Source organism: Qipengyuania sp. SM2507, assembly GCF_053714505.1.
On sequence record NZ_CM132307.1, the window covers coordinates 2,376,591 to 2,389,925 of the forward strand.

7 protein-coding genes are annotated in these 13,335 nt (G+C 58.1%); 1 reads left to right on the forward strand and 6 read right to left on the reverse strand.

Going from position 1 to position 13,335, the window contains the following annotated elements; all coding sequences use genetic code 11:
- Positions 1-49: 49 nt before the first annotated feature.
- The 5 genes from ACWIKC_RS11655 to zorA form a co-directional block, all read right to left on the reverse strand.
- Positions 50-3,346, reverse strand: coding sequence for an STY4851/ECs_5259 family protein (locus ACWIKC_RS11655; protein ID WP_454597667.1), 3,297 nt, complete (start codon positions 3,344-3,346; stop codon positions 50-52).
- 107 nt (positions 3,347-3,453) lie between these two features.
- A complete protein-coding gene (locus ACWIKC_RS11660; protein ID WP_454597668.1) occupies positions 3,454-7,185 on the reverse strand; it encodes a DEAD/DEAH box helicase in 3,732 nt (1,243 codons plus the stop codon).
- On the reverse strand, positions 7,179-8,555 hold the full coding sequence (locus ACWIKC_RS11665; RefSeq protein ID WP_454597669.1) for an EH signature domain-containing protein: 1,377 nt from the start codon (positions 8,553-8,555) through the stop codon (positions 7,179-7,181). Before ACWIKC_RS11665 ends, ACWIKC_RS11660 begins: the two co-directional genes overlap by 7 nt.
- Positions 8,556-8,581: 26 nt before the next feature.
- A complete protein-coding gene (locus ACWIKC_RS11670; protein WP_454597670.1) occupies positions 8,582-9,259 on the reverse strand; it encodes an OmpA/MotB family protein in 678 nt (225 codons plus the stop codon).
- A 50-nt stretch (positions 9,260-9,309) separates the two neighbouring features.
- Positions 9,310-11,235: an anti-phage ZorAB system protein ZorA gene (gene zorA / locus ACWIKC_RS11675; RefSeq protein WP_454597671.1), complete on the reverse strand. Its 1,926-nt coding sequence runs from the start codon at positions 11,233-11,235 to the stop codon at positions 9,310-9,312.
- A gap of 473 nt (positions 11,236-11,708) precedes the next feature.
- Between zorA and ACWIKC_RS11680 the strand changes: the two genes are divergently transcribed.
- Entirely contained in the window at positions 11,709-12,344 is a 636-nt protein-coding gene (locus ACWIKC_RS11680) for a S24 family peptidase (protein WP_454597672.1), read from the forward strand.
- Positions 12,345-12,355: 11 nt separating this feature from the next.
- Here ACWIKC_RS11680 and ACWIKC_RS11685 read toward each other — a convergent pair whose 3' ends face one another.
- Entirely contained in the window at positions 12,356-13,330 is a 975-nt protein-coding gene (locus ACWIKC_RS11685) for an HNH endonuclease (RefSeq protein WP_454597673.1), read from the reverse strand.
- Positions 13,331-13,335 lie beyond the last annotated feature (5 nt).

Below are 13,335 nucleotides of genomic sequence, written 5' to 3' on the forward strand. Positions count from 1 at the left end.
CCGCTGGTGGACCTCCATGGGAGACAATCGTGAGAACTGGGAGACGTCACTAGCGGCCATTTTTGAGCTCCGAGAGGGCATAGCCATAGGCTTTTGCGAAATAATCAGGGTGGCGTCGTTCGACGTCCTTGACGGTCAGGATCTGTTTGTTGTCGAGAACGACAGAACCAAAAGTCGAAAGGGCGGCGGCAAAAGGTGCATCGAAGACCCGCATCAGGCCTTCGACGAAGTTTTCCTTGGGTAGCATGTGGCCAAAATCAACGCGGAAGGGATTGAACCCGGCGGCACCGATATTGATGCTCTCGCTCGTATGGCTCGTGAAATGCTTGCGAACCGCTTCATACGCGAGCGGCGAATAATCCCGGCAAATCAGCGGCGCCAATTGCGGGGCCCGAGCGGCAATTTCGTTCTGGCGCTCTGAGATGTTGGCCAATGCCCATTGAGGGTCGTCAAGCCTGCTTACCAAAAAGGCGCCCTGCGCCTGGAAGGCCGCGTCCCAGACTTCGATGGGGAGAAGTGTCCAGCTTGAACAAAGCCCGTCGAACAGCTCGAGAATCGTTGAAAGATGCTGCTCCTCACAGCGATAGAGAAGCAGGGGCGCGAGAAGGCCAGCGGCATCGAACTTGCTGAAGATCTCAAAAGTCTGTGGAGGCAGGCCGTTCAGTGAAAGGGCCAGATCCATGACGGCCCTGGTAGTCTTAATCGCTTCGGGTGAGGCAGGGTCGGCAATGATATCATTTGCTAGGCGGGTGAGCTCCTCGCGCGCAAGTAGAAGTGGCTGTGCCATCGCACGCCCGAGCCTGTGCTGAGGAAGATCGTGGACCGGATCGTCGTCAATGAATTTGGGCCTGGTAAGGACGCGCGAGCCTTCTCGCAGGTATATCAGCCATGGCCCACGCAGGCATGGGAGCTGAATGAGCTGCCCGCCCAAACCCGCGTTTAATCCGTCAAAGCCGCCGTAATCGATTTCCTTCTCAGGGGCCCCCAAGAAACGGCCGCAGATCCGTACAGCTTCGCCAACAATGCCAGTCTTTGGTCGCCACCCTCCCGAAGGCTCCCACTCCAGGACATTGCCGAATTCCGTCACATACCAGTTGTCGTTGCTGCCGTTATGAAAGTCGAGCCTGACCTGCGCATCGATGCCGAGCGGTCGCATCAATGCCGCTATGTCGTTCCGCAGAGCCGAGAGGCCCAGCTCGCCTTCGACTTTCCAGCTGGCTTCAAGCGATGCTCCGGTGTGATGAGCAACTTCGCCCATTAGGACAGCACTCGCTGGCGCTCGGGCGACCGTATCGCGCAAATCGGCCAGACCAAGTATGGTGTCCCGCCGCACCAGCTCTCCATCCCAAGTCGTAAGCCACTCTTTTGATCGCAGCGGAACGCTGAGCTCGAGAGCCAAACCCTGTGGCATAACGAGATGCAGTGTAAGCAGCGCGCGGCGAGGCGGATCGATCCGGACTGTCCACTGATGCTCAACATCACGGGCGTCATCCCCGAGTGTGGCCTTCCCGGTCCATCCCTCCAGAGTGATCACGGCATGAGATGCATTTATCCTTTGGATCAGCGCGAATTCGCACGGAAGCACAACGGCGGTAACACGGTCACGCACGTGTCTCGTCGAACCGTCGAGCCAGGCGAACTCGCAAGCGCCTGGACCTGCGCTTGCCAGATCTTCACGCCAGGATTTCTCTCCAACGAAACGCCAGCAAACTTCCCCGCGGGTTCCTGTGCGCCGCGAAACGCCATCTTCCACTTGTGCGTGGAAGGGATGCTTCAGCAGCCGCTCACCACTCGGCGCCTGTACGCCGGAAGGAGCATCCGCAACGATTGCCAGGCGATCCTTCCTGTCCGCGCTCTGACCTGTCCGGACCAGGTATGTATCGCCATTCGGCTTTTCGGCGATAATCTGGCCAGCACAGCGGTAAAGTAAGCGATCGGCAGCGAACGCGAAGTCCTCAGGTTCAATTTCGGAATTGCTGTCTTTGCCGCGAAGGGCCCAGTCACGCGGCACATCAATGAAGACCGCTTCTGTGCGATAGCCACCGGATCCTTGCCCGATGAGTGCGAATACGCTGTCGTCGTTTTCTCCGCTGCGGCGTTCAAAGACCCGTAATCCATTCGAGACCGGTTTTCCTCCTGGGAGGATAAATTCTCGGGTCAGCCGTTCGCCGCGTGAATGAAACTCAGCTGCTACGGCAAGGTCGAGCGGATACTCGATTGCTGTCTCGCTTCGCATGGCACGAGCAATCCAGCAATTGCCGGATTCGAACTCGAGGTAAGCGAGACGACCGGAAATGCGGTCTGCGAGCTCACTTGAAGGCTGGAGAAAGACCCGGACACTATCATCGATCGCAAGACTATGGTCCTTGTCTTCCCAGCGACCGTTGAGATGGAAGTCGAGGCACTCACGCCAATCGCCGCCTGTAAGACGCATAACACGTCCAACCCGAATGGTACCAGTACCTGTGAGTGTTCTCGCCTCGAGGAGCGTATCGATAAGACCGGCCGCCGCTCCATCGAGCGTCATCGGCAGTTCATCTCGCCAGTCTTCGTAAGCGTCGTCTAGCCGGGCTGAATAAGGGCGTCCATCAGCCGGCATCGCCTTGTCAACGAATGCTCGCAACTCCACGATTTTGGATGCGAGCTCTCCGCAAATTGCGTACATTTCCTGGCTACGCCATATCGATGGAAGCAGATAGTCGTTGCGTTCACAGATCTCCACGGCGGTGGTGACATCCTGGATGTCCGACCCGAGAAGCTCGCCGACTGCTCGCTCAAGGAAGCGGCGGGGCCAGCTTGCCCCGCTGGAAATTGCGGCAGCAGGAAACCCGCCATGCCGCGCAAGATTGGCAAGGCGCTGGTTGCCATGCGCAGTAATCAACGGGTCAATTTTCCACGCCCTGAATCCGCGATCAGCGAGATCACGCCATTCCGACTGTGGCAAAGTCAGGCCAAGTGATGCTTCGATATCGCTCCAGCGCTGCATGCCGCCCTGATATGATCGCCGGAACCAGTCGGCGGCCCAGACGACAAATGCAGCGGCGAGAGCGGGCCGGATCAGGTCCGACTCCAGATTGATGACAAGTTTTTTCTCAATCCTGTCGAACACGCCCGGCGCGAGCTTGTAGCGATAGAGGGGCACCCCTTCAGGCCTTGGTAAACCGAGTTCGCCGCAGATCTTTCCCAAAGGATGTGGCCCACTGTCTGCAGCACGCGCGAGCTGAATGGCCTTGATCATGAGCAGGCGGGACGCTCCGGCATCCTGAATCTCCTGCGCAATTTTGCGCAGCGTCGTCGGATCGCTGCGCGCCGCGTCAATTTCTGACTTAAAGTCGCGGTCATCCATTTTCGCGCGCTACCCCTGGCCCCTGATTTGATCAGAATGCAGAATTGCACACCAATTCAATAACTATCTCTTATCGTTACCTTATAAACAAGCCGGGAAACGGCTGTTTACTGTAAACGATGTCCCCGTAATCCGATGCCAGCCGAGCTCTTGTCGTGAAAAGCATTGACGACACATGACCATTTGGCGCTCATAACTCCGTCGATTCCCCGCCCCAAATCCCAGATGACGGCGTCGCCATTCTCCAGCTGAGCTCTTACAAAGCGGTCGTGCAAATCGCCTCGTGAGCGGCGTGAACGCTGCGCAAGGTGCAGCGCAGTCGATCCATTCGTGTTTCTCCAGCGGTTTTCGAGATCGGCACGTTGATCGCCGTTGGTCTCCGGCATCCGTTTATCGACGGAGTCTGCATCGAAGGCCACAATCTGAACTTCATCAAGCTTCGCCGCGAGCTCACAGAACCGATTGACGAAGTTAAGTAGCCTTCCGCGTGCCTGTTCGTCCGCACAACAATAGGGGTCCTGGATTTCGAGGCGGTTGATTCTGGCTTCGCGGACAAATTGCTCGAAGATCGTCCAGTCACGCGGCCCATATTGTTCGTAAACCACGCGCTGAACACTGGGTGTGCGAGCTTCGGCCGCCTCGACCGGCGTGCGGACCGACAAGACAGGTCTCTGTGGAGCGTTGACCGGTGGTTCGGGCTCGGGTTCAACAGAAAGAGGGGTGGGAAGAGGGACAGGGGCAGGTGAAGAAGACGCAGCGTCTGCCGTGTTCTCAGGGCCGACCTGCGACTGTGCGTCAGATTCTTCTTGGGCCACATTTTCGACATCACTCGCCTGGGCGTCCGACGACAACAGAATAGAAGAGGGAGCGCTTTCAGCGTCTTCTTCGCTGAGAGTTTTTCGTCCATCCAGAACGTCCGAAAGCAAGTCATCAACGTCGCGCGCACTTTCGGGCGGCATTAGCAGCCCCCTGCTCAGCGAGCGCTTACGCTCCATCAGTGCATCGAGCCGTTGGTCGAAGCTTGAAGGTCCAATCGCCTCATCCGGATGAACAGCCATCGGGATATGGATCGTCACCGGCCTTGTCTGACCGATCCGGTAGGCCCGGTCCGTTGCCTGATCTTCGACAGCGGGATTCCACCAGCGGGAAAGATGGATGACGTTGTTGGCGGCGGTGATCGTAAGCCCGACACCGCCAGCCTTGGGTGAAAGTATGAGAACATCGAAAGGTGTAGGCGAGGTCTGGAAAGCAGTGACGATGTCCTGTCGCTTGTGGCCAGCAACTTTTCCGCTGATACACATGGGCCGGCGTTCAAGGGAGAAACGATCCTGAATGGCCATGGCAAGGAATGCCTGCATTTCGAGATCTTCGCAAAACAGCAGGGCCTTTTCGCCGCGCTGTTCGATCTCCTCGAGAATCTCGAAGGTCTTCTTTAAGCGTGCAGACTGTTCAATGTAGCCATTGATATCGGTTATACCGCGCGGCGGTAACGGATGGAGCGACGTGCCGCGGAGCATATGCAGCACTTTGAGCATCGCGCCCTGTTCGCCGCTTTCTCTGAGCGCCCGTGCTCTGGCGAGCACAAGGTCGTAGGCCTGTGCCTGTGTAGGCGGCATCTCGACAAGGTATTTGCGCGCCGTCTTCTCCGGAAGGCCGGTCAGGATCTCATCTTTCATGCGGCGCAGCATAAAAGGCGGCAGGTCCGCCTCGCGCTCGATCAGGCGTTGCTGAAGATCGCCCAGGCGCTCAAGATCATGAGCGGGAAAGCTGTTCTCAAATTCCCGGCTTGAGCCGAGAAATCCTGGATAGACCGTATCCGCAATCGACCAGAGATCCTGCAATCTGTTCTCTACCGGAGTTCCCGTCATGGCGATCTGGAGACGCCCATTAAGGGCTTTGGCCGCTCGCGTCATCTGGCTGGCCGGGTTCTTGAGCTTCTGGATTTCATCGTAAACGATGGCCGCGAATGGAATGCGCGCAAAGCTCATGTGATAATCGCGCATTGTCTCGTAGGTCGTCAGAACGATACCGGCCTCTTCCCATTGGGACACGTCCAGTCGCGAGGTTCCTCCGCGAATGTCGCTCCCGGCTTCGAGGCGAAAGTCACGCAGGTTAGTGCCAAACGCCTCTATCACCGGCCCCATGAGATCAGCTTCGATGTGTTGGGCCAGCTCGGCTTGCCAGTTACGCAGCAAACCAGTGGGGGCGACGATCAGAACAGGCTTGGGATGCGGAGAACTCCGGCGTAGCCAGAGCAGAAACATAAGGGCCTGAAACGTCTTACCAAGACCCATATCGTCGGCGAGCAGAACTCCGGGCAACCGCCGCTGCCATGCTTCGGTGAGCCAGGCAAACGCCTCGATCTGATGGGGCTTCGGCTCAGACTTCAGGCCTTCAGGAAGTTCCGGAGCGTCAAACGGTTCAGCGCTGGTATTGGGCCGAGGCAGGCGTGCATAGTCGAGTTGCTCGAAATTCTCTCCGACCTGAAGGAAAAAAGTGTCGACGGCCTCGCGTTCGCTCGATTCAGAAGGTTGCTCGTCGGTGTCGGCAGCAATCTGATGTTCGAGGTCTGCAATTGCGCGTGCAGCCTGCAGTGTCGCGGGAGTGGCGGGGATGCTCTCGTCACGCCAGGCGATGGATTCCTTGCCCGTCGCGATAGCCGTCTCGACCTCGCCTGCAAGCGTTTCGGCTTCGCCCGGAGCCAGCTCGACATGACGCGCATCAGGCGGATCGCCAATGCGCAATCCGAACCCTTCTGGAAGCCAGCTGTTTGGCTTGGGCTTTATCCAGGGAAGGACGGGCTTCTGCCAGACCTCGATCCCGCTGACCCGCTCCGAAAATTGCTGTGTTTCGATGAACAGACGATCGGCCGCCTCGTCGTCACCGCCTGCGTCAAGCTTCAGCTCTTCGCGCAGAACACGCTGCGGCGAACGCAGAAACTCGCGCTTCTCCTGTGACGAACCAGTCTGTTTGGCGCGCACGATGTCGAGAGCTTTGCCCAGAAGGGGGTCAAGGAAAAGGAGAGTACCATCCGAGAGCAGATAGCTTCGCCGGCCGCCTTCCTGCCGCTTGAACCGGCGCTGGAAATGCTGGTTGTCCTGCGGAGTCAGGAGCGATGCGTCTTCGTCATCCACCAGGTCTCCGTCAGCGCTTTCGCTCACGTTTCTCGAGAAGAGAACCGGATCAAAATCAAAGCGCCCGTGGTCGGTCTTGGCGTTCAGCGAGAAATTTGCCGCATAGGCAATCCGGACACGCTCGAGAAAGCCGTCGGCCTCGATCCCTGCTCCAATCTCATCGCCGAGGGTCGAGCGAAGCTCGGCGAAGGCCGCCCGGCGCTCATCGGGGTCCCCAGCCGCGTTGACTGCGAGAGCAGCCTGGAAGGCCGAAAAGATCGGTTCTGGGATTCTTCCGACCCTTCCACCTTCGCGAACGCGCGCGCCAGCGATGTCCGCTCGAACCGGGAGCCCGCCGCGGCGGACCCATTTTGTATCGACCTTGATTGTTCCATCGGCGAGCGATCCGCTCGAGTTAAGCTGCAGCGTCAACGGCGTAGTTGGCGGGAGCCCGATAGCGAATGCATCGGCCTCATCGAGCCGCGCTACGATCTCTGGCGGAAGGACGATGCCTTTTGCTTCCTCGCTAATCCGGCTCCCATCGTCGAGAGCCCGGGCGAGTGCAAGAGCGGCCTGACCAGCTTCGGGCGCAACCCTGGGCCACTCCGAGACTGGAACCATTTCACTGGACGCCCGGCGGAATAGACCGCCCGGCTGCTCGCGCAGCAGTGCAATGGTCTCTCCGCCGCCCTCATGCGGCGCGGCAATGAACTTTGTCATCACCATTGATCATTCCAATTGCGCCCTCGGCCTCTCCCGAAACGGGGATGGGCGATTGATGTGCGGCGATGAATGATACCGGCGAATTTGCCTTCCCAACCCGGGCTCGCGGGAACGTGCGATTCATATTCGAAGTCCGCACGGCCGACGGTGGTACGCAGCTTTCCGCCCTCGTAAGTCTTGGCGTAAAGTTTCGGGGCTCCTGGATCGCTGTCGCTCCAGAACCGGCATGACCCGTTGTCGCTCCACTCAGAAATCCGCAGATCCCCTATCTGCATGACAATCGAGGAGGAGGACGCGTTCCCTCCCCGGATAATGCCATACTCGGGTCGTTCGCCGCTCTGGCGGATGAGATCCTCAATCCTGTTGCGTGCCCGGTTCCCGAGGGCAGGCCAAGCGTCCGTGACCAAGCCTTCGTCGAGATAGGCCATCCAGAATTTCTCGCGCTGGGCCCACTGATCCGGTCGATCGGTTGTTTTTGCGATAGCGCGGAAAAACTCGCGCATGGCGACTTCAGTAAGCCAGCGCTTGAAAACCAGGGTGACTTCGCGCGCTCGTTCCTCGCCGAGCGATTTCGCGAGCGAACGTACGATCCTGTCCCAGCGTGTGCGCTGGAGGCGCGGGTCACCGACCTGATCGAGCAATAGCTCCGAGATTGCCTTGCGATGTTCGGCTTCCGGTTTGGTCCTGATCCATGGTTCGAGCAAAGCGCGGACAACAAGCTCCAATTGGCCCGCCTGAGCCTCGGTATCGAACAATCGCATTATGTTGCGCTGCGCACTGACTGCCTCGTCAGGTTGAAGCTCAGCGGTCGCTATACAGGTCTCGGAAAAGACTGCCTGGCCAAAGCCGCTTGCAGCAAGATTTGCCCCCAGACCGGTTTCGCGCATTAAAAGGAATATCTGGTCCGGATTACGAGAGACAAAATCGCGTGCCACCCTGGCTGGACCGGCTTGAGGCAAAAACAGATCCCATCGGGAACCTCGCTCACGCCAGGCCCATTCGTGCCGACCGGCGGCCCGGGAAGCAGCCTCAGCAAGCTTTGGCATGATTGGGCGCCCGGTCGGAAAGTACGTGAGATATCCATCGATCATAGCTTGGTCAGAACTGCGTCGATGTTCGCTATCGGCGCGCTCAAGTGCTGCTACGCCCAAGTCATCGAATTCAGAGTCACACCAGGCGCCGCGCAAGACCCGGTTGAGGTGAAAACGCGGCAACCCGCCTGTGCCTCTATTGGCTGCTCCCCGCAGAAACGGCTTCAGCTCAACAACGGGTTCGGCTTCGCCGACGCTGGCATCAAGCTTTGCCAGTTGCCGCTGCAATTCAGGCTGCGTTGTCGGAGGGTTCGCAAGTCCGGACGAACCCAGGGCTTCCATTCGGGCCATTGCAGATCGAAGATAAGTCACTGCTCCTGCCTCAGGATGTCAGGATCAAGACCAGAAGTCGGCGTGGCCATAAGAAAGCGTAAGTCGATACGGCGATTGCGTTTCTTCGCTTCCTCAGAGTCACCCCGATCCACAGGACGGTCGGGCCCATAACCACTCAGACTCAGGATCGGTGCCGAACCGTCTTCTCCGGCCGGCCTGTTGAGGAAGCCCCGCAAAGCCGGTTGATTGCGTTGCAGCATGGTGAAGGTCGTTTCGGCTCGGCGCACCGAAAGCCCGTAATTGTTCATACCGCCGGACATGACGTCGGAATCCGTGTGTCCCTCGACAAAGACGGCATCGATCAGATGCGGTGATCGCTCGCCCTCACACAGATCAGAAGTCGTGTAACAAGGCAGAACGGCAACCATAGCATTAGCTACCTTGCTGATAGCCTCTTGCCCTCTCCCGGTCAGTTCCCATTGACCCTTGTCGAACAGGACATCGTCAGGGAGCCGCAAAACCCCGCTTTTAGTGTCAATTTCAACCTGGAGTCCTCTGTCTTTGAGCGATTGCTGCAGGTCGTTGAGGATTTCCGCGCGGGTTCTGTTCGCGCCGGTCAGCTCTTCGGTTTTCGTCTGAAGATTGAGGGCAAAATAGGCTAGCAGAATAATGAAGATAAGCAGCAGACCAACCATCATGTCGGTCATGGACATGAAATAGCTTTCGCCTTCCTCAGGTGGCCTTCGGCGAACAGCGCCTTCCATTATTCAGCGGCTTCCTGGTTCTGGCTGGCAAGGATGCCTGCCAGTTCCTCGACGGTATCACGCAGAGTGGTCAGCGGTTCGAGAGCACCTGCGAGCTGTGCCACACCATCTCCCAGAGCCTGGTCGATCTGACCAACCCGCTCGTTGAGGTTCGAAGCGTGGTTTCCGGCCGCATCGGAGATTTTATCGATGGCGTCTCCGAGCGCACGGTCCACGTCCTCGAAACGGGCACGATATTCCGACCACGCCGACGAAGCGGCCGAAGCAGTGTCATTGAGAGCTGCCGCGAGCTGACGCATTTCATCGCGGGCGCTCTCCGACGAATCTGCATTTCTCGAGACGATCGATTCCACTGATTTGACCGCTTCGGCGATCGAAACCGCCGACTGGCGAACAGGCGCAGTCGCAGCTTCGACATCATTAGCGACAGTTCCGAAGGCTGTAGCAAGATCGTTCGAGCGAGCTGCCACTTGCTCGATTGCCCGCGTATGATCGCCAATTGCGCTCTGCGCGCTCGAAAGGTGATCTGCGGATGTCGATATAGCGTTGCCAGCATCTTTCATGCTGCCGACCAGCGGGGCTCCAGTCTGATTGAATCTCTCGACAAATTCCGAGAACGACTTCTCCATCGCCTCCTGACCGATACGGGCCGCATCATTCGCCGCCCGCGCCGAAGCTTCGCCCATCTGGCTTGCCGCCGACGCAAGGCCCGACTTCATGTCATCAAGCGTGCTGCCGAGATTGCTCAGCAATTCATCCATCCGCTGGCGCGCCAGTTCACTTGCCTGTTCGTTTTCTTCACGCATGCGATCGGCCACGACACCAAAATTGCGATTGAGCTCTCCGAAGGCGGAGCGCATCTCTTCAGATGCCTGAGCAAAGCGTTTGACCGCCTCTTCGATCTGGCGGTCGGCTTCGCCGGTCTGCTGCTGAATGCGATCCGACATCGTGGCCATCGACACGGTCATCGCGCCAATAGCTTCCGCAAGACCCGCCATCTCTGCGCCAGCCCCGGAAGCAATTGCATCGCGAACTGCCTCGCCGCCGCCACCGCTTATCTTGTCGATTCCCTGCTGGATCGATCCCAGATGCGTGATCATTGGCGCCATCTGCTTTTCAAGTGCACCATCGAGCGCTGCAGCTAGCTGCTCGGAGAAAGTACGGAGCGCCGGGGTCTGTTCCTTGAGCTGCGCGAGCTGGTCGCTCGCAATCCGCTGGGGCGGAAGATAGGCCATCCCATGCTCGAGCTTGTCACACAGCATTGAGAGGCCATCATTGATCCGCTTGCCGAACCGATAATCGTAAGACCGCAAGACAATGGAGGCCACGATGCCGCCAACGGAAGCCCAGAATTTGGCTCCGGCGACTTTCATGAGGCTGTTGAGCTTGTCCTGCATTGCGGCAGTATCGCCGCTGAAATCGAGGGTGGAGAGCGCAGCGATAATGCCAAGGAAGGTGATCAGCAGTCCAATGGCGATAAAGATATTCGCAAACCAGTTCAGCCCGCGATGACGGTCGCCGAGGTTGACAAAGAAGTGTTCGGGTCGAGCAGAGTTCTGAAGAACCTCGGCCGATGGATCGACGATAGTCTCGCGGTATTCTTCCCAGGTTCTGCGAAGGGGCAGCGCCTCGGAATTTTCCGTCTCCATCATTTGCGCATCGATGTCATTGAAGCGGCGCGCGAATTCGAGCCGTGCTTCATCGACATCCGCAGTGCTGCCACCAGTTATTTCATCTAGCAGCCGAACACGGGCTTCGATCGCGACCGCAAGTGGAGCGTGGTATTCCCGCTTGTAGCGATACGCGATCGCAAACGCTGTTCCGATCAGCACAATCGCGAGAAACGCCGCCATCGCATCGCCGATGAGCGGGATTTCGGTGAAGAAGTAGATTAGCCCATGGCCAAGCCATTCGGTAATTTCCACGTGGACCCCCTGAAACCCTTTCTGATGGCAGGCCCCTGCAGACCACTGCTAAACCACAATTGGCTTTGCCGCGGCGAGCGGATGGAGGGACTCCATTCGTAGACCACGTTATCGAAGCACCAGCTCCGCGCCAAGATAGGTTGCGACAATACCAAGAGAAATTCGTAACTTCGAAGAACTATTCTGATGGGTTTTTTGTATTGAGGTAATTTTCCACCTTCTCAATTGTCCTTCGGCGCGGCCTACGGCCGGCTCTTAAGTCAAGTACAAAGCGAGGGTCACCAACCGCGCGCCGACCGAACCGCGTCGCCGACATGTGCGATTCTTTGAGGTGATGCTCTATCCTATCCAATAATTTCATAGCCTTCCTCGACTCACTCGACACTTGCGTTCCTGTTTTGTTCTTAGTAGGAAGGTTCCATCGAGTCTAGGAGATTTCCTTCGCTCCTCAGACCGTCAGAAGGAACCAGACGATGGAACATGTCAGAGAGGAGCTCGATCGGCTGATTCAGCAGCGACGGCTCGGATATTCATCGATTTCGCGGTTGATCGGACGCAACTCGTCTTACATCCAGCAATTCATCAAACGCGGCTCCCCGCGCAAACTCGACGATGATGACAGGCGCACCCTCGCGTGCTTCTTTGGTGTCGACGAGCAAGTCTTGGGCGGCCCTCCCGCGCCGATGCGCGACGGGTTGATCGAAATTCCAGTGCTGAATGTCGATGCGTCGGCAGGCTTTGGAGCGATTGCCGAGAGCGAGACGGCGCATACCCGTTTCGGCTTCGACGAGCGCTGGCTCGCCGGGCTAACCCGGGCGAAAAGCGCCAGTCTCTCGATCATCCATGTTCGGGGCGATTCCATGGAACCGACGCTCAGCGATGACGACGAAGTGCTGGTAGATGCATCGGACGAGGGTTCCCGGCTGCGTGACGGCATCTACGTCTTGCGCGCTGATGATGCGCTGGTGGTTAAACGCGTGACGCTGAAGCCCGGCGGACGCAAGATAACCATCAGCAGCGACAATTCGGCTTATCCGAGCTGGGATGATGTCGACCGGTCCGAGATTCAGATCGTGGGACGAGTCATCTGGTTTGGACGCGCGGTCTAATCCCTGGCCGGTTAGAAACCGGCAAAGCACGCGCGATGCTTCGCCACAAAATCGGTGCGGGGATGATCCCGTGGATCGGCCGGCAGTCTGATCCGCTGTCCTGAAGGGGGAAACAGCGTCAACAGTTCGGACGGCACCTTGTTGTGCGATACGAGAAGACAGAGGTTATCGTCGAAACTGATAAGATGACGATCAAATAGCCAATGCGCTGTTGCCGAGAGCGCCACGCCGTTGGGCACCACATCGGGCCCGCCATCGGCGACAGACCAGATATGGGCCGCCTGTGCTTCCGCTTTTCCGCCGCCATTGATGATCCGCAAACCTGTGACGGCGCAAGTGCTCTCATAGGCGTCGAGCACCTGATTTCTGAAAGCGGCCGATCGGATCTTCTTGTTTACCAGAACCTGCTCGATCCGGCGTTCGCCGAATTCCTCGGCCAGCAGCCCAGCGGTGACATCGTCGATGTACCGCTTATCGAGCTCTAGCCTGATCCGATTCTCCGGGTCCAGCGTCTCGCTCAGCCCGTGATTGACGATGGCGACGAAATCGTCGCCATCTAGCGTTCTCACCGATTTGCCGCGCAGTGTCCTTCCGGCATCACCCGGACGTGCCATTTCGCGCAGAAAACGCTCGGCAAAGCGTCCGTCCTTGTCACGATAGGAAACCGCATCATCGAATGGCAGATAGTCTCTGACGCGCGCATAATAGTGGGTCGGATCGGCTTCGTCGGCATCGATCCGTTCAACGAAGGCTGTCGCAATATAGGCCATCCGGCCGCCGGAGACGCGGGTCTCGCGGTAGAGTATCCAATCGTTCTCAAGACGCCTGGCTTCGGACAGATATTGCGACGGGAAATGGTACCGCTCGGTGATGAGGTCGTCGTAGCGCGAATTGCCGCTGATCTCGAACACACCCTTCACCGACAATACTCCGCATTTCTCATCTGAAAGCATCGTGCCTGGTAACAGTAAATCCGTCCAGGCCATCGGCC